Annotated in this window: 18 protein-coding genes; 15 read left to right on the top strand and 3 right to left on the bottom strand. The window is 33.9% G+C overall.

Annotation, left to right across the window (positions count from 1 at the left end; all coding sequences use genetic code 11):
* Positions 1–3: 3 nt before the first annotated feature.
* From HVS_RS12280 to HVS_RS12260, 5 genes are all read left to right on the top strand, one after another.
* Complete coding sequence (locus tag HVS_RS12280; protein ID WP_159063453.1) at positions 4–861, top strand: ATP-binding cassette domain-containing protein; 858 nt, start codon at positions 4–6, stop codon at positions 859–861.
* Positions 858–2,063 carry an ABC-2 transporter permease gene (locus HVS_RS12275; RefSeq protein ID WP_101302790.1) on the top strand — a complete coding sequence of 402 codons (1,206 nt, stop codon included), beginning with the start codon at positions 858–860 and terminating at the stop codon, positions 2,061–2,063. Before HVS_RS12280 ends, HVS_RS12275 begins: the two co-directional genes overlap by 4 nt.
* Positions 2,038–2,985: a hypothetical protein gene (locus HVS_RS12270; protein ID WP_101302788.1), complete on the top strand. Its 948-nt coding sequence runs from the start codon at positions 2,038–2,040 to the stop codon at positions 2,983–2,985. The genes HVS_RS12275 and HVS_RS12270 overlap by 26 nt, the downstream gene beginning before the upstream one ends.
* Positions 2,986–3,004: 19 nt before the next feature.
* Entirely contained in the window at positions 3,005–3,211 is a 207-nt protein-coding gene (locus HVS_RS12265) for a hypothetical protein (RefSeq protein ID WP_101302786.1), read from the top strand.
* Positions 3,212–3,307: 96 nt separating this feature from the next.
* Positions 3,308–4,057 (top strand): hypothetical protein, encoded by a 750-nt coding sequence (locus HVS_RS12260; RefSeq protein ID WP_101302784.1) that lies wholly within the window; start codon positions 3,308–3,310, stop codon positions 4,055–4,057.
* A 14-nt stretch (positions 4,058–4,071) separates the two neighbouring features.
* Here HVS_RS12260 and HVS_RS12255 read toward each other — a convergent pair whose 3' ends face one another.
* Positions 4,072–5,829 carry a hypothetical protein gene (locus HVS_RS12255; RefSeq protein WP_101302782.1) on the bottom strand — a complete coding sequence of 586 codons (1,758 nt, stop codon included), beginning with the start codon at positions 5,827–5,829 and terminating at the stop codon, positions 4,072–4,074.
* Positions 5,830–6,224: 395 nt separating this feature from the next.
* Between HVS_RS12255 and HVS_RS12250 the strand changes: the two genes are divergently transcribed.
* From HVS_RS12250 to HVS_RS12225, 6 genes are all read left to right on the top strand, one after another.
* Entirely contained in the window at positions 6,225–7,052 is an 828-nt protein-coding gene (locus HVS_RS12250; protein WP_101302780.1) for a purine-nucleoside phosphorylase, read from the top strand.
* A 4-nt stretch (positions 7,053–7,056) separates the two neighbouring features.
* Positions 7,057–8,298: an adenosylhomocysteinase gene (locus HVS_RS12245; RefSeq protein WP_101302778.1), complete on the top strand. Its 1,242-nt coding sequence runs from the start codon at positions 7,057–7,059 to the stop codon at positions 8,296–8,298.
* Positions 8,299–8,511: 213 nt separating this feature from the next.
* Positions 8,512–11,391: an FtsX-like permease family protein gene (locus HVS_RS12240; protein ID WP_101302775.1), complete on the top strand. Its 2,880-nt coding sequence runs from the start codon at positions 8,512–8,514 to the stop codon at positions 11,389–11,391.
* 2 nt (positions 11,392–11,393) lie between these two features.
* Positions 11,394–12,071: an ABC transporter ATP-binding protein gene (locus HVS_RS12235; RefSeq protein WP_101302773.1), complete on the top strand. Its 678-nt coding sequence runs from the start codon at positions 11,394–11,396 to the stop codon at positions 12,069–12,071.
* 165 nt (positions 12,072–12,236) lie between these two features.
* Positions 12,237–13,055 carry a methyltransferase domain-containing protein gene (locus HVS_RS12230; protein WP_101302771.1) on the top strand — a complete coding sequence of 273 codons (819 nt, stop codon included), beginning with the start codon at positions 12,237–12,239 and terminating at the stop codon, positions 13,053–13,055.
* A gap of 12 nt (positions 13,056–13,067) precedes the next feature.
* Positions 13,068–14,354: an amidohydrolase gene (locus tag HVS_RS12225; protein WP_101302769.1), complete on the top strand. Its 1,287-nt coding sequence runs from the start codon at positions 13,068–13,070 to the stop codon at positions 14,352–14,354.
* A gap of 118 nt (positions 14,355–14,472) precedes the next feature.
* Here HVS_RS12225 and HVS_RS17560 read toward each other — a convergent pair whose 3' ends face one another.
* Together HVS_RS17560 and HVS_RS12215 are read right to left on the bottom strand one after the other, a co-directional pair.
* The gene (locus HVS_RS17560; protein WP_101302767.1) at positions 14,473–16,176 is read right to left on the bottom strand and encodes a cellulase family glycosylhydrolase; all 1,704 of its coding nucleotides are present in this window, start codon (positions 16,174–16,176) and stop codon (positions 14,473–14,475) included.
* Between the two features lie 543 nt (positions 16,177–16,719).
* Complete coding sequence (locus HVS_RS12215) at positions 16,720–18,921, bottom strand: glycoside hydrolase family 3 N-terminal domain-containing protein (RefSeq protein WP_101302765.1); 2,202 nt, start codon at positions 18,919–18,921, stop codon at positions 16,720–16,722.
* A gap of 234 nt (positions 18,922–19,155) precedes the next feature.
* Between HVS_RS12215 and HVS_RS12210 the strand changes: the two genes are divergently transcribed.
* The 4 genes from HVS_RS12210 to HVS_RS12195 all read left to right on the top strand — a co-directional run bounded on the left by HVS_RS12210 (position 19,156) and on the right by HVS_RS12195 (position 23,658).
* Positions 19,156–20,595 carry an ISLre2 family transposase gene (locus tag HVS_RS12210; RefSeq protein WP_242971560.1) on the top strand — a complete coding sequence of 480 codons (1,440 nt, stop codon included), beginning with the start codon at positions 19,156–19,158 and terminating at the stop codon, positions 20,593–20,595.
* A gap of 700 nt (positions 20,596–21,295) precedes the next feature.
* The gene (locus HVS_RS12205; protein WP_101302763.1) at positions 21,296–21,673 is read left to right on the top strand and encodes a zinc-ribbon domain-containing protein; all 378 of its coding nucleotides are present in this window, start codon (positions 21,296–21,298) and stop codon (positions 21,671–21,673) included.
* A gap of 199 nt (positions 21,674–21,872) precedes the next feature.
* Entirely contained in the window at positions 21,873–22,316 is a 444-nt protein-coding gene (locus HVS_RS12200) for an ACT domain-containing protein (RefSeq protein WP_101302761.1), read from the top strand.
* An 85-nt stretch (positions 22,317–22,401) separates the two neighbouring features.
* Entirely contained in the window at positions 22,402–23,658 is a 1,257-nt protein-coding gene (locus HVS_RS12195; RefSeq protein ID WP_101302759.1) for a homoserine dehydrogenase, read from the top strand.
* The last annotated feature ends 32 nt before the right edge of the window (positions 23,659–23,690 follow it).

Genomic DNA, 23,690 nt, shown 5'->3' with positions numbered 1-23,690 from the left:
GTCATGAAAATAGAGGTACAGAATTTAACAAAATATTATGGGAAGAAATTGGCATTAAATAAATTAACAGCGGTATTTGAGCCGGGTATTTATGCTCTTCTCGGACCGAACGGGTCAGGTAAATCAACCTTTATGAACATTTTAGTGGATAATTTAAAAAGAACGGAAGGTACTATTTTATGTGATGGTACGGAAATTTTATCTTTAGGAAAACACTATAGAAAGAGAATAGGATTTCTTCCTCAAAAAGCAGGGTTTTATCCTAATTTTACAGGAAGGGATTTTTTATATTATATATGTGCATTAAAAGGCATTAAAAAGGACAAAGAAAAAATGGTCAGCCAGCTTTCAGAGAAGGTGAATTTAAATGATGTAATAGACAATAAAATCAGTACATATTCAGGGGGAATGAAGCAGCGGCTGGGGATTGCACAGGCATTTATTGGTGAACCGGAATTAATTGTACTGGATGAACCGACAGTTGGCCTTGATCCAAAGGAACGAATGCATTTTAAAAACATGTTGATGGATGCAGGAAAAAACAGCATAGTAATTTTATCCACTCATATTGTTTCAGACGTGGATGAGATTGGGAAAACAGTACTGCTGCTAAAGAATGGCCAATTAATAAAGAATGATTTACAGGAAAATATTACAAAGGAATTGGAAGGTGCTGTTTGGAAGATAGAAGATAAGTACCTGGATTATGTAAATAAAAAGCAAATAATAAAGACAATAACCGAAAAAGAAAAAACTTACTGTATAGTATATGACAAGAAACAACCAATAAAAGAAGCCGTCAGTCAAACTCCGTCCTTGGACGATGTTTATTTCTACTATTTTGGGGAGGGGAACCAATGATAGAGCTATTATATGGTGAGTTAAAGAAAATTTTTTTTAGAAAATCTACAGTTATTGTAATAATTTTAATGCTGTTATTAGCCGTGATTGGGACAATTTTATTTAATTATAAATATACATTTACATATGGGGACGGATACCGGGAAGTATGTGATAAATATGGAGGAAAGATGACGGAAGAAAAGGAAAAAGAATTAAGAAACCTTGCTGACATGTGGTTGGATCCCATGCTTATTGAAATTATATATGCAAGATATATTTTAGAGCAGCTTGATCAAATAAATAATAGAAAAGATTATGTAGAGTTTATTAGAAGCCAGGGGAAAGAATTAGAACAATATGGATTAAAAAACAATGATAAGCACATTGCAAATAAAGGGAAACTTGTTCAGGCTCTGTATAAAAACGAGAAAAGCCCTGTGTTTGTGAACAATATAGAGTATGTGTGTATACTGAACTTAGGAATTTTATACTTGTTGTTTTTATTAGGGATTGTTTTTTTAGTTGGCAATTCTTTTAGCATGGAAAGTACATACAATATGTTTGAAATATTGAATGCTACACCGAATGGAAGGATAAAGCTAAGATGTGCCAAAATATTGGCGGTATTTTGTTTTGTATTGCTATTAAATGTTTTATTTTTTGGATTTTTAATTATAATGCTTAAATGTTTTGGATATGAATTTCAAAATCTGAACGCTCCTTTATATATGTTGAAGGGTTTTGAAAAAACTGCTTCCGGTATGACAATTGGTAAGTTCTTTATGTATTCTGTTTTAGCCCAGGTTGTATTGTCTCTTATTTGGGCTGCCGTTATGATGTTTTTTTCCAAGATTACAGACAGTTTTATAGCGAGTATAGTTATGGGCGTTATTTGTATTTTAGCAAGCAGTTATTTTGAAATTAATTATTTTTTGAAAAATATAGGTTGGATTAGAGATTTTAGAGATTATTCTCTTCAAGAATTGAGTTTTATTAAGTATCAGAAAGCATTTAATCCCATGGCTTATTTAAACCCGGCTTATTACTTTGAAATGCCAAGATATGGGGAGATAGCCGGACATCTTCTCAAAATTTACTATTTTCCTATAATTACATCAATAATTATTGTAATTATATTGGGAGCATATCTGATTTTAGGTGAAAAAAACATTTTAAACAGGAGAAGTAGAAAAGATGGAACTTTTAATAAAGGAATTTAGAAAAAATTTAAACGGCAAAATGATTTTTTTCCTTATTGCCATGTTTTTTGTTTGCCTTTGTATTTCTATTTGTTATGTAAAATTGGATTTTACAATTGACAATTTAAAAGAGAGTGTTATTTTGGAATATCAGGCAAAACTTAGTGGACCGTTAAATGCTGAAAAGATAGAATATCTGATGGATGAGGAAGAGTTTATTATACAAACATTTAATCTGTATCCTGAAATGCATGAAAAATTTTTGAAAGGCGAGTTAGAGAGGGATGAGTATAATACATTTATGGATGATTATAACAGTTGCATGACAAGAGAAAGAGAGTTTCAGTATATATACGAAAAGTGGCAGTTGGTAAAAGAAAAAGAAGAGCCTTGGATTGTGTATGATTATTATTGGGAAAAACTGTTTAATCAAAAAAATGTTGTACTGTTTCAATTAATTGCAGTTATATTTTTAGCCTGTGCGGTGATGTTGGTGGAAATGAGAAACGGGTTTTATCCTATACTAAACTCTACGCCTTTTGGAAGATGGAATGTTTTAAGATGTAAAATGATATATGCTGTTGTAAGCAGTTCAGCGTTCAGCCTTATGTTTTCATTCTGTAATTTATATATTTATGACAAAGTATACGTGCTGCCGCAAAAGGGAGCACCTGTATACAATATTTCTTTATTTTCAAATGTATCCGCTTCTTTAACACTGTTACAGTATTTTTGGCTGAATGCAGCAGTTAGAATATTATTAATATCATTGCTGTGTGTGCTGGTTGTGCTTGCATGTTATTATTGGAAGCGTCCATCTGCTTTGTTTATGCTGCTGTGTGCCATAATCGTAGTAAGCGAAATATCCTATATGATTTTTAATTTTCAGTATGGTTTGCCGGTATCTGAAATATTTCAGGCAAACTGGATTTTAAATATATGAAATAAAAGGGAGTGAAGTTATGAAAACAATATCAAAAAATAAAAAAATAGGTATTGTTTTGGTATTGGCATTAATTTTTATTGGAGCTGTTGTCAAAGTTATTATTGATGGTTATAAGGGAGAAGAGCCTGATAATGTAATTACAATGGAAGATGATGTATCTTTGAAAGAGAAAGATGCACCTGATGAGCAAAGATTAAAGATTATTAACAGAAGAGGATATTAAAGAATTTGAAGAGAAGTATGACATGGCTGGAGGATTTTATTTATATCATAGAGACGGTAAACTTGTTGGCAGGGAAGACTTTTTAGAATTTTAGAATTGAATAATGGCTGTTTAGATTGTAGTTTTGAATTTATGAATATTTCTAAAGAAGAGATACAATTTACATTACTTTTATTTGTAGATGGTGAAATTCAAAGCTTTTCTGCAAATGGTGAGAGTGAAAAATATTTTTACCATAATAAAAAGTTGGCTAGCAGAGAAACTGATAAAATAAAGATTAAATTAAAGCCAAATTTAAAAGGTGGCAGAGAAGAGCATAAAATAATGTTTTACTCAATATTTTTTCCTGTTGACTGCTACGATGACAAAGCAACTTTGACAATTAAAGCAATTGCAGAACATGAACTTAGGGGAGAAAGTACCTCATTTAATTTTAATACAGAAACTGAAAGTTATGATTATACTGAACAAATTACTTTTATTGATGGGGAAAAACTTTCAAGCGGAGCTTTGTATTCACTGGCTTTAAGTGGTGAACCGGATGACGATATGACATTTAATAAAAAAATAACTGCTGATGAGCAAAATAAGATTTATTATAAACTGCTTACTGCAAATACAGGCACTTATAAAGCAGTTGTATTGCGTGATGGGGAAATTATTCCTGCATTTGACGATAATTATATAATTGAATGGGAACAAAAAGAAGGATTATTATCTATCATTCCGGTAGATACAAAAATTGAAGACTTAAAAGAGCATTCTTTTCTTTTAATTTTTTACGGTGAGGATATAGAAAATTTTGAAGTACATAATTCTTATGTAAATATTGTCAGAACCCGCTAAACTATATAAAAAACTTACTCACTCTTTGCAAGCTTTATTGTGTACCTTGATACAATGCCGGGTAAAATTTTAATTGAAAAAGGTTCAGGCACAATGTATTCTTGAGGGAATTTGTCCTCTGAAAATTCCGCCTTATAAATTCCTTCTTCCATTTTAAACAAAGCTATTCCATCTAAATTTGTTATAGAAAAGTACCTGTCAGGTTCAGTTCCCGGTTCTAAGCAGTTTTCGTCCGGTGGTTCTAAACTGTTTTTGTGCTCTCCTTCTAAGTTTTTATTTGTTTTTAAATTTTCAATAAAAACCTCTATACCTTCAAAAGGCTCATTATTTTCATCTAATATTTCTATTTCCACTATCCCATAGTTCTCCATTTCATTGTATTTGTCAAGATTAATGGTAATAATGGTGGTTCCTACAGATGTTAAATCGAAGTAAAAAGGTGAAGGCATAATATAATTATCTGACAACTGGGTAGATGAAAAATCAATATAAAAAGTACCCTTCCCAAGATGAAACTTTGCAGTTCCCTCATGGTCGGTAACTTTTGACAAATTGTAATGCCTGTCGCCTGTTTCCGTTTTACCGTCTACTTTTATTTCAATGTTTTCAACAGGGTCATTTGTATCGGAATCTACGAGATTAATCTGTAAGGTATATATAGTTTCATTTTTGGCAGATACAACTTCTGTAGCGGAATTATAATTGGTATATTTAGATACAATATTTGAAAAATTATTGGCGTTAAAATCCTTCTTAAAAGAGTGGACATTGTATGCTAATCCAAAAATTGAGGCTGCAAATAAAAAAGTGCAAAGGGTATACTTTAAAAGTTTTGTATGATTTTTCATAAATGAAAATTTAAACACTCTTTTATTTACAACGGATTTATAAACAGCTTTATTAATAATTACAAATATGTAAGTTAAAAGAAATAAAAACATACCGGATAAAAGGCAAAGAAGCGCAGGCAAAGATACAGAGTCTTGTATATAAGACAAAAGAACATCCTGGTTTATTGGAATTGGCAGCGCAGCCTCATTAATCAGGTTTGGGAGCATATTATGAGAATAAATATAGATGCATATGGCAAAAACAATAAGAAGAAAACTACAGGAAAAACACAAGTATAAAAGCCATTTTCCAATTTTGCCAGCTCTTTTAGAAATAATCATTTGAATTAAGAGCATAAAAAGTATTGCCGGGATAAAAAACTTTGGTATTGAATTTACAAAGAAAAATACAAGTTTTATTAATAAAAATACCTCTAAAATATCACTCCTGTTTATAGACATTATAAGTGCATTTAAATTTAATCTTGTTATTCTGTTTGAAACATAATTAGAATTGGCTGTTTGGTTTTCCCCATATGCATCATCTAAGTTTGGAGGTTTCATATCCACATAGATATCAGGTAAAAACCTCCTTTTTCCGTTAAAATACTGAAAAATATCCTGATTTATATTATCTAAATTTATTCTTACCATTTCAGGGGAAGTGGAATTTTCTAAAATATAAATAATTTCTTTTTGCTGTTCATTTAATTCCGGGGACTGTCCCTTTATAAGTCTTACTACATCTTCACGGGAGCTGTCAATTACTCTTTGCGCTTCGGAGTAAACTTCATTTTTTTCAAACATATTTTTATGAAAATCCGCTGTCATAACAGTATTTTTAAAAATCAGCGAAAGCACTACCAAAAACAGAAAAATCCCGGAAATTACAGATGTAATTATGATAAATACATTTTTTAAACGGTGTAAAAGACTACGCATAGCAAGCCTCCTAAAGATTAGAGGTATGAAAGCCTTATATATATTATATCACTAAATAATTATGAAAGCCTTAGGGAAAATGTGGTATGGAAAAACACGTAAAAAAACTTAAAGCAATTTTTAGAAGCTAAAGTGAATTGGGATTTAGAAACAAAAACTGTTGTTATAGACGCAAAATAAAAATTATACTTAAGATAAAAATATGTGACCGGCTTAAATTGTAGTTGAGTGAAAATTAATGAACATAAATGTAAATAGGTGTTGATAATTTCAAATGCCCGTTATATAATTTACATGGGATAAGATTTAGAATTTGGTTCAACCTAAAAAGTAAGGACTTTTAGAGAAAATAAAGAATAAAAAGAAATACAAATAAAACCTTAGGAGGTAAGCAAATGGGCAATATATTAAGTGAAATAAAAGAAGCCGGTGAATATATAAAGAAAAAAATAGGGAAGACTCCCCAAATAGCAGTTGTTTTAGGTTCTGGTTTAGGAGCTTTGGTAAATGAGATTGAAGAACCTTTAGTGCTAGATTATGGCGACATTCCGGGATTTCCCGTAACCACCGTTGAAGGTCATGATGGAAAATTGATATTTGGTAAAATCGGGGATAAATACATACTTGCTATGAAAGGACGTTTTCACTACTATGAAGGATATGATGTCTCAAAAGTTGTATTTGCCATCAGGGTTTTTAAATATATGGGTATAAACAATCTCATTGTTACAAATGCTGCCGGAGGAATAAACAAAGATTTTAACCCGGGGGATTTAATGATAATTAAAGACCATATTAGCTTTTTTGCACCTTCTGCACTAAGGGGCGCAAATATTGATGAGTTTGGAGTAAGGTTTCCTGATATGAGCAAGGCATACAATCCGGAGCTTATACAGCTTTGTAAAGATGCTGCTTTAAAAGAGGGCATTAATGTAAGAGAAGGTGTGTACATTTTTGCAAAAGGTCCTATGTATGAGACACCTGCAGAAATAAGGGCTATGAGTATTTTAGGGGCAGATGCAGTGGGGATGTCCACCGTTCCTGAAGTTACTGTTGCAAATCATGCAGGTATGAACATTTTGGGAATTTCATGTATAACAAATATGGCAGCGGGAATACTTGACGAACCATTAAGCCATGAAGGGGTTATGGAAGTAGCAAAGATTGCTGAAAAGAACTTTGTAGCATTAGTAAAAAGAGTTGTAACCGATTGGGAGGTATAAAAGAATGTATAAAATAAGAAATATTGATTTAGCTGAATCAGGAAGGCAAAAAATTCAGTGGGTAAGAAAGAACATGCCTCTTTTAAGAAGTTTGGAAGATGAGTTTTCAAAGACAAAACCTTTTGACGGGGTGCGGGTATCCATATCCGTTCACTTAGAGGCTAAAACTGCTTATCTTGCAAAGGTTTTAGCCATTGGAGGGGCGGAAGTATCAGTAACAGGAAGTAACCCACTGTCTACTCAGGATGATGTGGCAGCTGCCTTGGCAAAAGACGGTCTTAAGGTGTATGCATGGTATAATGCAACAGAGGAAGAGTATAAAGAGCATTTAGAACTTGCATTGGGATATAAGCCCAATATTATAATAGATGACGGAGGGGATCTGGTAAACCTTCTTCATACAAAAAGGCAGGATCTTTTGCCACATGTTATGGGTGGTTCGGAAGAGACAACAACAGGAATTTTGAGATTAAAAGCCATGGAAAGGGAAGGAGTATTAAAGTTTCCCATGGTTGCCGTAAACAACGCTTATTGCAAATACCTTTTTGACAACAGGTATGGAACGGGCCAGTCAGTTTGGGATGGCATAAACAGGACTACAAATCTTATAGTAGCAGGAAAAAATGTGGTGGTTGTAGGATACGGATGGTGCGGCAAGGGTATAGCCATGAGGGCTAAAGGGCTTGGGGCATCAGTTATTGTATGCGAAATTGATCCTATAAAAGCAACTGAAGCAGTTATGGACGGTTTTAAAGTTATGACAATGGACAAAGCTTCATCCATAGGCGATATATTTATAACAGCCACAGGATGTAAGAGGGTTATACATGGCGAGCATTATAAAAAAATGAAAGACGGAGCCATACTTTGCAATGCAGGTCATTTTGATGTGGAGGTTTGTGTACCGGAACTGGAAGAAATGGCTTGTGAGAAAAAAGAGCAGAGAAAAAATATAATGGGATACAAAATAGAAGACGGAAGATGGATTAACCTTTTAGCGGAAGGAAGGTTGGTTAATCTTGCGGCAGGTGACGGGCATCCGGCTGAAATAATGGATATGAGCTTTGCCCTCCAAGCCCTTAGTGCAAAATATGTTTTAGAAAACTATGAAAAGCTTGGGAATAAAGTAATTGATGTTCCTGAAGAAATTGATAAAAGGGTTGCACTAATGAAATTAAAATCCTGGGGAATAGAAATAGATGAACTTACTGAGGAACAGAAAAAATATTTGGAAAGCTGGTGTTAAAAGCATCAGCTTTTTTTAATAGATTTTTTTAATAAATAAATGAGTATAGGCACAAAGCAACTTATAATTCAAGTGCGTTTAATGACAATTCACCCCCCCTTTTTTGCCATTCAAGCGTTATTTAGCTGGCACATCAAAAAAATGATACAATATATGGGTAAATTATATTAAATATAAGTGAAATGACATCTTAATTTAAAGGGGGATTTTTTTGTGAAAACTGAACTTTTTCTACTGAAAAAATACTGGATGTCTCATAAAAAGCAGGCTTTGTCCATATTAATATCCATAATTATAATGTCATCGGCAGTGATGTTTATTTCACTTCTTACCCGTTCAGAAGACCGCTATAGTTTTCATGAATCATTGGATATGTGCGGTAATTTTGATGAGGGATTATATAATTTAACGGAAGAGGAAATTGAGTTATTAAAAGAACAAGAAGAGATAGATTTAATTGGAAAAACAATTGTTTTTGGACGTATTGGAAGTCCGGATTACTCTGACCGTACGGTAGCAGTTGGATATTTTGATGATGATATAGAAAAGGAATTAATGCACCTTCCCATTTCTAAAGGGAGATTTCCTGAGAAAGAAGATGAAATTGCAGTTGAGATGTCTACACTTATTTCCATGAATATTCAGCCTTTAGTTGGAGGTGAGATAAAATTTGTACTCTATGGCATGGATAAAAAGCTAATAGGGGAAAAAGCATATACTCTTGTTGGAATTATTGATGATCTTTCTTATAATTCTTTTCGTGAAAATAATGATATATCAAATCTTGATCCATGGAATTATGTATCGGAATATCCTGACCCTTTAGCAATTGTATCAAAAGAGGAGGGAGAAAAATATCCTGCTTTATATACCAATGTGCATCTTACTTATGTTAATGGTGATAAGATGGGATTTCCGTCTTTAAAAGAGTTTGATGAAGATGTGGCAAAGATTATTAAGGAAAAAAGTTCTAATGCTTTTGGAGGAAGAAAAATGGCAATATCAAGTTTTGTCTATTATCCTTCTGGTGGGAATATTTCTGAAAAGTTAATGGCAGGAGAAAAACAAGAACTTGCTAACAAATACAGGCTTATAAGAATATATGCATTTATATGTCTTATAATATCTGCGATATCAATTTATATGATTATATCCATATACTTATTAAGACGTCTTGAAAGTTTCAGGCTGCTTCGTTTATGCGGTATGACAAGGAAAAGGACTTTGAGAATAATGGTTATGGAGATGTTTATATTTGGGATAATAGGAACAGCAGCCGGTATGGTTATTGCTTCTCTTGCCCATGAAATTACTCTGTTTATAAGACATATAATTTATAATGTACCTATTTACAGGGGATATTTTATTGAGTATGTTCTTGAAACCCGTTCATTTAATCCGTTTATATTTACCGTTATTGTCACCGGGCTAACGGTACTTATAGGTTTTATTTATCCTTTTATAAAAGTTTTGAAAACTCCTATAGGTAGCAGCGAAATTGTTAAAAAAATCAGAGTAAAGAAATATGGAAATGCCCTAAGAAAAACCATAACTGCTCGCAGAAGTACTGCACTTATGATGCTTTTTATATTTATAACCATATTAAGCAGTACTCTTGGAATGATGGTAAGGGCAGGTAATGTGGCAAGTATAGAAAGACAGTCATTTACAGCACAAGTAATGACTGCTGGTTTTGACGGATATATTTCAAGAAATAAGTGGAATGATACCAGTAAGTTTGCAAATATAAATTATGATAAAGGTTTTCCATCGGATATAATTTCTGAGCTTGAGGAGAAAGAATATGTTTCATCAGTTTCAGCTGTGCTTACAGATCATACTGTAAGGGTTTATTTAGGGGAAGGGACAAGAGAAGATGAATTAAGAAAGAAATTATCTTCCATTGAATTAAAAAATCAGGTTGAAAAGGTGTGTCAAATAGATAAAACGATTGATTTTGACCGTGAATGGCAAAACTATTTGCAGTATTTTGAAGACTTTGGACTTGATGATACTTATGCGTATTACAGTATTCCCGTAGCTGCATGTAATGATTATCTTTTGTCACAGTTAGAAGAATATGTTACAGACGGAGAAATAAATATAGAAGCTTTAAATAGCGGGGAACAGGTTCTTGTTATTGAACATATTGACAATTTAAGGAAGGTTAAGAACGCATTTGAAGTAGGGGACAAAGTTAATATTTTAACTTCAGTTGCAGTTGATGAAAAACAAATATCAGAGCTTATTTATGACAGGCTTGCCTATCTTCCGCAGAAACCATTTTTTGCTCATCCGGTGGTGGGAGGAATTATTACCGTTACAGATCCGGAAATTTCAAGTCTCCTTGAGTACATAGGGGATAATCCCGATAAAACCCCGGGATTCAATTTTGTTACCTCATTTGAAGGATACCAGGCATGGGGTTTTCCACAAAAGAATTATGACAAGGTGGGTATAAATCTTACCTCAGAAGAATATGCAGAAGAACTTGATGAGTTTATTTATAGTAAATTATCCTCTGAAATGGGAGTAACATATGTAAGTATGTCAGAGGAGCTAAAAGGTATCCAAAGGCAAATGAAAAACAAAGCTTTTGTATACCTGGTAATGCTTGTACTTATGTTGGCAATATTCGTGATAGGTTTTGCCAATTCATTTACAATGTACCTTAACAGTTCCATGAGGCATTTTTCTTCCCTTCGTGCCTTTGGAATAAGTCGGCGAAACCTTAAAAAGCATATTATAGTTGAATCTTTAAAACTTCCTGTAATTTGTGCTCTAATATCCGGGATAATATGCTTTTTAATAAAAAAGGCATATAAATTGCTTTTTGACTATCAGCAGGCACTGCTTACAGTTAAAGCTCCGGGAGCATCTCCGGATGAAGTTATGGTACTTACGGAAAAATATACAAATATCCAAAATAAGTTTTTTATGGACTTTAAACTTTGGGAGCAGGATTTTATATCACCGCTTGTTGCCATAAGCCTTGGTATAGCCTTGCTTTCAGCAATTATCATCCTTGTTATACTTAGAAAATCAGATGACAGTATTATTGAAAAAATCAGGAGCAGTTTTAAGGAGGAGTAAAAATGAATATATCAGTTAAAAATCTTACAAAGGTTTACGGAAACACTGAATATGGTGTGAGGGCGTTAAACAACGTGTCTTTTGAGATACCTGATAAACAGTTTATTTCAGTTACAGGACCGTCCGGCAGCGGAAAATCTACTTTGCTTCACTTGCTAGGAGGAATTGAAACCCCTACATCTGGTACGGTTTTTTACGGTGAGGAAGATATTTATACCCTTGATGATAAAAGGCTTTCAGAAATAAGATGCAAAAAAATAGGCTTTGTATTTCAGTTTTACAACCTGATTCCTGAGCTTACTGCACATGAAAATATAATACTGCCTCTACTTATAGATAAAAAGAAAGTTGATAAAGATTATCTGGATGAAATAGTAAAAACATTGGGGATATCCGACAGATTAAAGCATCTTCCTTCCCAGATGAGCGGAGGCCAGCAGCAGAGAGTGGCAATAGCCAGGGCACTGATTAACAATCCGGAAGTTCTCCTGTGTGACGAGCCTACAGGAAACTTAGATACCAAATCAGGTACGGAAGTAATAGAACTTCTTAAAAAAGCACATGAAGTATTTGGAAAAACAGTGATAATAGTTACCCACGACCCTAAAGTTGCAGATTATACAAAGAGAAGAATACAAATTTCCGACGGGGAAATTATAAGTGATGATTTTAGACATTGAAAATAAGCACAAATACAGTGAATATAAATGTAAATAGACGTTGATAATTTAAAATGACTGTTATATAATTTAATACATACAAAAACATTGAAACTTAAAAAATACATCTCTTTAGGTAGTTTGGAAAAACTACTTAAAGAGAAATTTTATATTGAGGTGTATCTGATGGAAAAGGAAATTCTTACTTTAGAAGAAGCGGCGGAGCTTTTTAACGTCAGTGTAAAGACATTTATAAAGCTTCTTAAAGAAGAAAAAGTTCCTGCAAGGAAAATAGGGAGAGAGTGGAGATTTAGTAGAAAAGCCCTTATAGACTGGCTTTCAACAGGGGAGTCCCAGTATTATTCAGCAAGTGAAGCAGATACAAAGGAATACTATAACAAAGTTGCACCTAAATGGGAAGAAATTCGCCAAAATTACTATGACGAATCCATCAAAGACCATCTTCTTAAATTAGGGATACTTGAAAAAGATAAAACTGTCATGGATTTAGGAGCAGGAAACGGATATATTTCAATAGCTGTGGCAAAGCATGTAAAAAAAGTTATAGCAGTTGATATATCTGAAGAAATGATAAAAGAACTTAAGAAAAATGCAAAGGCTAATGGCATTAAAAATATTTATGCAATTGAAAGTGACGGCATTGATATTCCTGTGGAAGATGAAAAGGTTAATGTAGTTTGTGCTAATATGTATCTTCATCATAAAGAAGAGCCTACACTTGCCATTAAAGAAATGAGGAGGGTGCTAAAGCCCGGAGGAATTGTATTTTTGTGCGATTTTTACCAGCACAAAGATATGGAACTTAAAGAAAAATTGCATGATATATGGCTTGGGTTTGACACTGAAAAAATAAAAAAGTGGTTTTTAGATTGTGGATTTACAGATGTTAAAATTACTGCAATTAAGCAAAATGAAAAAGAAAAATCCAAAGCTCCAAAAGCAAAAATATTTGCACTTACAGCGGTAAAAAATACGGACTTTTAAGGAGAGTTGTTCGTGAAAATACTAATTAAAAATGTTGATATAATTACATGTGATAATCATAAGAAAATAATTAAAAATGCATATTTGGCAATTGAAAACGGGTATATAACCTATATTGGCAATGATGAAAAAAAGGATTTTAAACCTGACAGGGTTATTGACGGGAAAAACAAAGTTTTAATACCGGGCTTAATTAATGCCCATACCCACTGTGCCATGACCATTTTTAGAAATTTTGCAAATGACCTTAATTTAGAGGAATGGCTTTTTAATAATATTTTACCTGCAGAAGAAAAACTATTGCCGGAAGATGTGTACTGGGGCACTTTGCTGGGAATTTCCGAAATGATTAAAACCGGCACCACCGCATTTTTGGATATGTACCTCCACATGGACAAGGTGGCGGAAGCGGTGGCGGATGCCGGCATTAGGGCAAATCTTTCGAAAAACCCCTTGGATTTTGATGAAAACGGAAAGGTAATTAATGAGGATTACAGCTTTTTTGAAAAATGGCACAATGGAGAAAACGGAAGGCTCAAGACATCCCTGGAAGTCCATTCTGTCTATCTTTACAATGAAGAGTCGTTGACTAGGTCGGCGGAATGTGCAAAAAAACTGGGTGCAAGGATAAATATACATATACTTGAGACTGTACGTGAAAGGGAAGACAGTTTTAAAAAGTACAAAATGAGTCCTGCTGAGATAGCTTTAAAAACAGGGATTTTAGATGTGCCTGTGACTGCAGCCCACTGTGTGCATTTATCCCAAAAAGATATTGAGATAATAAAAGAAAAGAAGGTGGATGTGGTTCACAACCCCAGCAGCAACTTAAAGCTGGGAAGCGGCATTGCCAAAGTACCTGAACTATTGAAATCAGGTATAAATGTGGCACTGGGAACTGACGGGGCAGCCAGCAACAACAATCTTAACATGATGGAAGAAATGCATTTAGCAGCACTGATACATAAAGGGGTTAATATGGACCCAACTTGTGTTAGTGCATATGATGTTTTAAATATGGCAACTGTTAATGGGGCAAAGGCTTTGGATTTTGAAGGGGAAATAGGTGTTATAAAAGAGGGAATGAAAGCAGATGTTATATTAATTGATATGGATAAACCCCATATGTGGCCTGTAAATGATTTAGTTTCAGCAGTTGTATATTCAGTACAGGGCTCAGACGTGGATACCGTAATTATTGACGGAAATATTGTAATGGAAAAGGGAGAAATTAAAACAATAGATGAAGAAAGGGTTAAATTTGAAGTTGAAAAAACAGCAAAGAGGATTTTAGGATAGAAAGAGAATTTAGATAGTATTTTAAAATAAAACCGTTGCTTTAAAAAGAAAATTGAAATAATTATTAAAAGGCTCTGCCTTACAAGAGACAGAACCCTTATTATATATTTTTTATCAATTAAAGAGTACTTATAACACCTAACAGGTAGCGGCTTAGTAATATAGCATCTGCTGAGTCAATTATTCCGTCACCGTTTATATCTGCTGCAAGCTCACCTTCAGGGAAAGGGAAAGTTTTAACTATTTCTAATATATACCTGCTCATTAAAGTGTAATCACTTGAATCAATATACCCATCGTTGTTAATGTCCCCAAGGGTGTAGTTGCCTGTTGGAGAGTCTTTTAATTCAAAGCTCATCCAGTTAATATTAAACAGTTCGCCGTCAGCATAAAGTCTTATAGTCTGAATTCCCGCATCCAGGTAGACTTCAGAGGATATGGTGGTCCAGTTTTGCCAGCCGCCGGTATTTGGTACTGTAACGGTAGTAAGTACATTGTTGTCGCTTCTTAGTGAGAATTTACCTGAATCGGATTCACTTGCTACTCTAAACTCCACTTTGTAGGTTCCTGATCTTTGGATAAGTACGACATAACTCAACCAATCCCCTACATCTATATAACCTACATTTTGTCCCCCTTCTGTACATGGTTCCAGCTCAATTCCACTCATACTGTCATAGTTTTCAGCTTCAATAACACCCGGTATTCTTGACTTAGGCAGTTGTGGTATAGGGGAATCAGTTGGTATAGGCGGTGTGGGAGATGTAGGCGGGGTAGTAGGTGTGGTAGTAGGCGAAGGTGGTATAGGAGGATTGTAGTTTTGCCTCATTACAGATTTCACAAACCTTCCTGACTGGCTTAATTCAGAGTCATTCCAGCCGCCGTTTGGATTTGCACCGGGATTAAGTGCTGCTGAAGCTTCAGCTTTGTCACAAAGGGACCAGTTTACCCAGCTGATATTTCTTTCGTTTAAATAGTTAATCCATTCTTGTGCCTGAGGGATAAACGGACCGCCGTCCCCGGTTGCATCACTTGTTCCCCACTCACTAACAAAGATAGCGGCATTTTTGTTCATTGCATAGTCTATCCTGGATCTTAAGTCATGTCCGTGAGTTCCGGAATAAAAGTGAAGGGTATACATTATGTTGTCAAAGTTTAGAGGGTTGTCAGCTGCATGATGTATATCCTGGCTCCACATGCTGGTACCTACCAGGACTATACCGTCAGGGTCATTTGCACGGATAACAGGGATAATTTCTTCAGCATATGGTTTAATCTGCCCGTTCCAGCTCACTCCCCATCCATTAGGCTCATTGCATATTTCATAAATAACGTTTGGATATTGACCAAATCTCGATGACATTTCGTTAAAGAAGTCTTTTGCCTGGTTTTTGTATATATTAGGGTCTCCGTCTTCTAGTATGTGCCAGTCAATAATAACATATATACCCAAATCAATACAGATTTCCACCGCTTCTATTACCTTGTTTTTAACTGAAGGATTGTGGATGTATCCTTTGGAATCGGTGTACATAGCAGCACGGAATACAGTCATTCCCCAATCTTCCTTCAATGTTTTAAGGCTGTTGTAGTTGACAAACTGGGGATACCACTGAAGCCCGTGGGAACTCATACCCCTTAGCTGGATAGGTTGCCCGTACTGGTTGCACAACTGGTTTCCGATTACCTGAAGCTGACCATGTGTCGCCACAAAGTCAGATGATGCACTGCCAGGAGTTGCAGTAAACACAGAAGCAACAACAGATAAAAATACAATTAAAAATAAACTTTTAAAAAATTTGCTTCTTTTAAAAAAAAACATTTTTTATCTCCTCCCTAAAATTAATAAAATTTATAATAAAATAAAATTTTAATCTTTGTTTATAATAAAAAATCAATTACAAATCTACAAAAAACACTAAAAGTACAAAATGCACAAAATACACAAAACACACTAAATATGCTAAATGTGCTAAATGTGCTAAATGTGCTAAATATGCTTAAATATACCTTCTATCTAAATTATTTTAATAAAATTTACCTGAACAAATGATTATTATGATATGCTGTTTGAAGTTAAACTTAGAAAACACAGCTTAAGAACTGTAAATCTTACACCACATTATATAATGTGGTGTAAGATGGGATTTATATTTTTTACATAGAATTGCTTATTTTTTATACTGTTACTGTACAACTGGTAATACTTTCTTTAATGCTGTACAAATAGCGCTCTATACAAAGCAAATCTGTCTTTTAAAAGCGGTTTAAAATGTCATAACAAACTAACGGAAAGAGTTATTTGCTTTTCAAGGTTCTTATAATATCATTATAACATTAGTTTGGTAAATTTACCAATCTTTTTTCAAAACTCTTTAACTTTTCCCTTATATTCCACTACTATTTTAAGTAAATCTTCATCCTTTGAGGAACTTCCAACCATAATTTCAAATTCCCCAGGCTCCACACATCTTCTGCAGTTGGCATTTACAAATGAAAATGACATAAATGTAAGCTCAAATTCAACGGTTTTGGTTTCGCCGGGATTTAGAAAAACTTTTTTAAACTCTTTTAATTCTTTTACAGGTGTAGTTACAGAAGTATAAATATCATTTATATAAAGCTGCACTATTTCTGAACCTGCCATCTTACCTGTGTTTTTCACCTGTACTGATACAATTAAGTTTTCATCACAATCAATTACCGGCTTTGATGCTTTAAGGTCAGAGTATTCAAAAGTTGTGTAAGACAGTCCGTATCCAAAATTAAAAAGAGGCTCGGCATCTACATCAGCGTACTTTCCTCCATGCCAGCCAGGGAGCTGGTTATAATAAACAGGCTGCTGTCCCACTGTTTTAGGAAAAGAAATAGAGAGTTTACCGCATGGATTATAATCCCCAAATAAAATTGATGCAACTGCATTTCCCCCTTCCATACCGGGATTCCATGCTTCCACTATGGCATCGGCATTTTCCTTTATCCATGGTATTGTAAGGGGTTTTCCGTTAATGAGGACTACAACAAGGGGTTTGCCTGTATCTTTTAATGCTTTAAGTAATTTTTCCTGTGCCCCTGTAAGGTCTAAGTTAGACCTGTCACGGGTTTCACCATTTAAAACTATTGTATCGCCCACAACAGCTATTACAATATCAGATTTTTCTGCAATTTTAACTGCACATTTGATATTTTCAATTTCCGGGTCAATTACGTCACAGCCTTTTTCATAGTAAACTTCAAAGTCTTCGCCTGCACGTTTTTTTATTCCTTCTAAAATGGTTACAATTTTGGATATGTCATAATCAGGATGATAATCAAAAGTTGGTATTTCCGGGTGGTATCTAGGGCCAAAAGACCAGTCTCCTAATTGGGCTTGTACATCATCTGCATTTGGTCCTATTACGGCAATTTTTTTTATTTTATCCGATATAGGCAGGATATTATCATTGTTTTTAAGAAGAACAATGGATTCAAGAGCACTTTCATATGAAGCCTGTATATGTTCGCTGCAGCCCATATATATTTTATATTTATCAGAGTCAGGGTACCTTTTGTGGTCAAATAATCCCAGCTTAAATTTAATTTCAAGGATTCTGGAGCAGGCTTCATCAATTAGGGATTCAGGTATAACACCTTCTTTCACTAATCCAACGGCATTTTCAAAAAAGTCAGGAGTGGACATTATCATGTCATTGCCGGCTTTAATGGCAATTTCACAAGATTCTTTCATGGTAGAGGCAATTTTTTGTAAGTTGTGCATATGACCCACATTGTCCCAGTCTGTAATCACAATACCCTCAAATCCTAATTCATCTTTTAATACATCTTTAAGCAGCCACTTATTAGCGGAACAAGGAACTCCGTCAATTGCCTGATAGGCAACCATAAAAGTGGCACAGCCGGCATCTACGGCATCCTTAAAAGGAGGCAGGAAAATAGATCTTAGTTTTCTTTCAGAAACATCACTTTCAGAAGCATCTCGTGCCCCCTGGGTTTCGCCATATGCTATAAAGTGCTTGGCACAAGCCAGTATACTTTCAGGGTGGGAAAGGTCTTCACCCTGGTACCCTCTTATCATGGCAGCAGCCAGTTTACCTGCAAGATATGGATCTTCACCGAAAGTTTCATCCACACGTCCCCACCTTATATCTCTTGCAAGACAGATAACAGGTGAAAAAGTCCAGTGCAACCCCGTTACACTTACCTCTTTGGCAGTTATATTTCCTACTTTCTCAACTAGCTGGGGATTCCAACTAGAAGAAAGAGCCAGTTGAGATGGAAATACAGTTGCACCGCTGTGGAATGCATGTCCGTGAATTGCGTCAATTCCAAATAATAAGGGTATGCCAAGTCTGGTCTCTTCTGTAGCCATTTTTTGCAAATTAATTGCCTTTTCCCCTCTGACATGCAAAAAAGATCCTATGTTCCTTTCTTTTATCCAGAATTCAGCATTTTCGTTTCCGTCAATTTGGCACATTTGTCCTATTTTTTCTTCCAAAGTCATTTTTGAAATGAGGTCTTTAGTCCTTTCCTTTGGACTTTTAGACGGGTCAGTGTAAATAGCACTCATTTTTGCACCTCCATGTAATTACCATAATTATAAACATTAATAATTATAAATATTGTCTCATTAATCAGGATATCATACAAGGCTTTTTTAAAAAATAGAACAATTTGATTAAAAAGTTAGCGTAAAGTTATTGTAGGGAATGAGACATAAAATACCATATAAAATTGAAAAGAAGATGACATCCTGTTAAGATATTAATACAAAAAAAATCTAACAGAAAGGATGACATCTTCTATGTATAATAGTATACAACATTTTAATGAATTTGGGGCAAAAAGAATTGAAAAAAAGATAAAAAATTTTATTGAAGAAGGAAAAGACTTAGCTGATCTTATTCTTGGTCTGAAAGAAGATTTATTTAAACTTGGACGCGATATACTTAAAGAAGTGCTTGAAGATATGGATGAATATTTACGTAACTGTGAAATAAGGAAACAGTATTGGGAAATTATAAGAAAAGATAAAACATCTATTTTAACGACATTTGGAACACTAAGTTATAACAGGACATATTTTAAGCATAAGGAAAATGGTAATAGACAACACCTGGTCGACAGGATTGTAGGTGTAGAACCACATGACAGAGTAAGTGCCGATGTTGTAATTAATGCAATAGAAGAAGCAGCTGACAGCAGCTACAGAAAGGCAGGAGAAAAGGCGACATATATTGATGAAATCAGCAAACAAGCTGTGATGAATAAAATACATAATATTGAAATAGTTGAGCCTGAAATAAAAGTAGATAAAAAGAGAAAAGTAAAAATATTGTATGTTGAGGCAGACGAGGATCATGTAGCATTACAACAAAAAAGTATATTGAGACAGAATGAGAAGGGCAAGAGAAATACAATTATGCCAAAACTTGTATATGTGCATGAGGGAATTGACTTTGAAAAAAGTAATAAGAAGAGAAAAGTATTAAAGAATGTTCGATATTTTGGGGGTGTGTATAATAATTCAGAAAATTTGTGGCTTGAAGTATCGGAATACATATATAAACAATATGACGTTGATTTTTTAGAGACGGTGTATATATTAGGAGATGGGGCGTCATGGATAAGGCAAGGAGTTAACTGGCTTTCAAAAAGTAAATTTGTACTTGATAGATACCATCTTCAAAAATACGTAAGAGTTGCAACCACACATTTAAATGATGAAGCAATAAGCCAAGATTTACAGGACGCATTGAATTTATCTGATAAAAAAAAGCTAACAAAGGTTTTTAAAAAGATAATCGAAAAGACAGGCGATAATGAAAGTAAAATAAAGGCTATAAAAAATGCAAAGCGATATATTTTAAATAATTGGGATGGTATAGAAATAAGGTCAAACAGAGGAATAGTGGGTTGTAGTGCTGAAGGTCATGTGAGTCATGTATTTTCATCCCGTTTAAGTTCAAGACCTAAAGGCTGGTCGAGAAAAGGTGTAGAAAAGATGTCAAAGCTGATAATATACAAGAAGAATGGCGGTAAGGTATATGACATAGTTATGGCACAAAAACAAAAAAAGTTAGCAGCTAGTAGGCAAGAAATTCAGGAAAAATTAATTAAGGAATTAAAGAAGTCATCAAACAGGTATGAGAGTGTATGGAATAGTAATTTAACTGTTATTCATAAGGGGTGTAAAACTGGTTTATATAAAGAATTAAGGCGTATTATAGGTATATGCGGATAGGGATGAGGTAATAATAAAGCAAAAATTACGGGAAAGTTTACAAGTAAGCCTATCCAATAGGAATTATACATATCTAAAAAAAGACAAAGAAAAAGAAAAAACATAAAAAAAGAAAAAGAAAAGAAAAAAGCAAAACTTTAGTACCATGACCCGCGAAGCCCTACTACTTGTCAAGGCCGGGCTTTGCCCGCTTGTTTTAGCCTTGACAAAATGGAAAATGGTACAATAGAAATACTTTTTTCTTTTAAAAGTAGCGTTAAAATGTGAAGGAACATAGATAACAAAATGTACTGATTTGTGACAATCATTGAGTAAAATGGATTCTTTATAGGAAGAAAGAGTTATATGGTATAATAGAGAATAAGTTAGAGGAGTTATAAAAGAAAATAATTAGCTCAGCATGCAAATTATGCAAAATACTCTCGTTACTAAGAGACCGTTATTTGAAATAGTTGTATAAAAAATGGGATGCCATCTACTTTTCTTTTTCCTACAATAAATTGACGCTATCGATTAAAAAAATGAGACTTGTAAAAACATCTATTATGAAATAAAATATAAATATAAGGATTTTTTTACTGACTGTTTGATTCATTTCTTAGAAAGTAAATCCACATACAGTTAAATCATTTCGTTTTTTATTTTAAAAATATGTAGGAGATATGTATGTTAACAACAATTAAATACCAGGAGGTAGTACATGATAATTTTTGGATGGGGTTATCAAACCTTAAAAAGATTTGGTCCGGTACAGAAAACCAGTTGCAGCAAGTGCAGAAATGAAACCAGCTGGCATTTAAGGAAAGTAACAAGTTGGATTACATTGTTTTTTATACCTGTAATACCATACCATATGAAATATTTATTAGTATGTTCTGATTGCGGATATTCTTTAGAATTGGAAAGAGAAGAGTTTGAAGAGTTAAAAGAGAAAGCGGGCAGGGTAGATGAACAGTTTTTTAAACAGGATATAATGAGAGATGATATGGCTATGGATACAGGAAGGGTTATCAGGACTGAAACCCAGATTAATTTTATAAGGCAAATGAAAGAATTGGAAGCTAATAAAAAAGATTAAGCCTGATGAGTGTTATTAAAAATTAATATTAAAATAATTAACTTTTTAAAAAACAAGATATTCTTAAACTTAAGGACATCTTGTTTTTTTTATGCTCTAAAATTTTAAATAAATTAATAAAAAACCTTGATAAGAAACAAAATTTATGTTAAGATTACACAGGATAAACACAAATGTTCGTCGGTGGAGGACAGAGGATATGGATAATGCTTCTAAGTACTACCTTGTTGATTCTTCTGTTTTACCAAAAGTTTTTACAAAGGTGGTAGAAGTAAAGAGAATTTTAGAAAGCGGGACAATCAAAAATGTAAATGAAGCTGTTAAAAAGGTAGGTATAAGCAGAAGTACGTACTATAAGTACAAGGATTTTGTGTTTCCATTTTATGAAACATCCAGGGGGAAAGTTATAACACTTTTTTTCACTGTTGAAGATTCCCCAGGAATACTGTCCAGCATTTTAAATAAAATAGCAGCTTCAAGGGCAAGCGTGGTTACGATAAATCAAAATATACCTATAAATGGATTTGCAAACATTACAATTACAATTGAAACAGGAGGAATGCTAACTGATATCAAGGCTCTTTTAACAGAGATAAACAAAATAAAAGGAGTTAAAAGTCAAGAAATTATTGCCAGGGAATAACTAGAAGAGCATACGGGGAGTAATTGTAAGAGGATAATTGAAAAGAATATTTTCCAGGTAAAAATTCAAGGAGGTAAAAAGTAATATGATTAATGTAGCTGTATTAGGTTATGGGGTAGTTGGCTCAGGAGTTGTTGAAATAATTAGAAAGAACTCTTTAAGTATATCCAAAAAAGCGGGGAAACAAATTACAGTAAAGCGTATACTGGATATAAGGGATTTTCCTGATAGCCCTGACAAGGATATACTTACAAAAAATGCTGATGATATTTTTAATGACCCTGATATAAATGTAGTTGTGGAGACAATCGGCGGTATAACAGCTGCTTATGAATTTACCAAAAGAGCCCTTACACAGGGAAAACATGTTGTGACATCAAATAAAGAGCTTGTTGCAACACATGGACCGGAGCTTTTAAAACTTGCCCGTGAAAATAGGGTGAATTATTTATTTGAGGCAAGTGTGGGAGGGGGAATCCCAATTATAAGGCCTTTGAACAGGTGTCTTGCAGCTAATGAAATAAGAAGCATTGTTGGAATTTTAAACGGAACCACCAATTATATTTTAACCCAGATGAAAAAAGAAGGAAAAGAATTTGATGTGGCGCTAAAAGAAGCTCAAAAGAACGGCTATGCTGAGGCAGACCCTACTGCAGATATAGAGGGGCATGACGCATGCAGGAAAATTGCAATTTTATCTTCCATTGCATATGATGAATTTGTTGATTATAAAAAGATTTATACAGAAGGAATAACTAAGATTACACCTTCTGACATAATGTATGCTGAGAAAATGAATTCTACAATAAAATTAATAGCCATGAGTGAAAAGCTGAATGGAATGATAGAAACAAGGGTAAGCCCGGTTATAATAGAAAACACCCATCCTTTGGCAGGGGTTGAAGATGTTTTTAATGCTATTTTGGTAAATGGCGATGCCATTGGGGAAGCTATGTTTTACGGCCGTGGTGCGGGAAAACTTCCTACAGCCAGCGCTGTAGTTGCAGATGTAATTGAAATTGTAAAACATTGGGGCTCCTTTGGCGGGTATAACTGGAATGTAAAAGAAGAAAACAATGTGATTGACATTATGGAAACTGAATCTAAATTTTTTGTAAGAGTAAAGGTTAATGATAAAGACAAAGGAACAAATGAGATAGAAAAGTTATACCAAAAAGTTGAATGGCTAAAACCTTTAGAAGCTGCCAATGGTGAAGAATTAGTTTTTATAACTGAATGTATATTAGAAAAAGATGCAAAAGATATGCTGAAAAAAGTTAGCCAATTAGATTGTGTGGAGGAAGTTTTAAGTACAATAAGGGTATTTGATTATAGACCTTAATGCCATAGTAAGATATAGTAATATTTAAAATA

It is taken from the genome of Acetivibrio saccincola (genome assembly GCF_002844395.1).
In the GTDB taxonomy this organism is placed as follows: Bacteria; Bacillota; Clostridia; order Acetivibrionales; family Acetivibrionaceae; genus Herbivorax; species Herbivorax saccincola.
Note: the sequence above shows the minus strand (reverse complement) of the source record. Positions and strands in the feature narration are given on the sequence as shown.

What these genes read in the sequence shown, in the direction of transcription:
- HVS_RS12280 (WP_159063453.1), top strand. Translation starts at nt 4, where the DNA reads ATGAAAATAGAGGTACAGAATTTAACAAAATATTATGGGAAGAAATTG.
- HVS_RS12275 (WP_101302790.1), top strand. Translation starts at nt 858, where the DNA reads ATGATAGAGCTATTATATGGTGAGTTAAAGAAAATTTTTTTTAGAAAA.
- HVS_RS12270 (WP_101302788.1), top strand. Translation starts at nt 2,038, where the DNA reads ATGGAACTTTTAATAAAGGAATTTAGAAAAAATTTAAACGGCAAAATG.
- HVS_RS12265 (WP_101302786.1), top strand. Translation starts at nt 3,005, where the DNA reads ATGAAAACAATATCAAAAAATAAAAAAATAGGTATTGTTTTGGTATTG.
- HVS_RS12255 (WP_101302782.1), bottom strand. Translation starts at nt 5,829, where the DNA reads ATGCGTAGTCTTTTACACCGTTTAAAAAATGTATTTATCATAATTACA.
- HVS_RS12250 (WP_101302780.1), top strand. Translation starts at nt 6,225, where the DNA reads ATGGGCAATATATTAAGTGAAATAAAAGAAGCCGGTGAATATATAAAG.
- HVS_RS12245 (WP_101302778.1), top strand. Translation starts at nt 7,057, where the DNA reads ATGTATAAAATAAGAAATATTGATTTAGCTGAATCAGGAAGGCAAAAA.
- HVS_RS12235 (WP_101302773.1), top strand. Translation starts at nt 11,394, where the DNA reads ATGAATATATCAGTTAAAAATCTTACAAAGGTTTACGGAAACACTGAA.
- HVS_RS12230 (WP_101302771.1), top strand. Translation starts at nt 12,237, where the DNA reads ATGGAAAAGGAAATTCTTACTTTAGAAGAAGCGGCGGAGCTTTTTAAC.
- HVS_RS17560 (WP_101302767.1), bottom strand. Translation starts at nt 16,176, where the DNA reads ATGTTTTTTTTTAAAAGAAGCAAATTTTTTAAAAGTTTATTTTTAATT.
- HVS_RS12215 (WP_101302765.1), bottom strand. Translation starts at nt 18,921, where the DNA reads ATGAGTGCTATTTACACTGACCCGTCTAAAAGTCCAAAGGAAAGGACT.
- HVS_RS12210 (WP_242971560.1), top strand. Translation starts at nt 19,156, where the DNA reads ATGTATAATAGTATACAACATTTTAATGAATTTGGGGCAAAAAGAATT.
- HVS_RS12205 (WP_101302763.1), top strand. Translation starts at nt 21,296, where the DNA reads ATGATAATTTTTGGATGGGGTTATCAAACCTTAAAAAGATTTGGTCCG.
- HVS_RS12200 (WP_101302761.1), top strand. Translation starts at nt 21,873, where the DNA reads ATGGATAATGCTTCTAAGTACTACCTTGTTGATTCTTCTGTTTTACCA.
- HVS_RS12195 (WP_101302759.1), top strand. Translation starts at nt 22,402, where the DNA reads ATGATTAATGTAGCTGTATTAGGTTATGGGGTAGTTGGCTCAGGAGTT.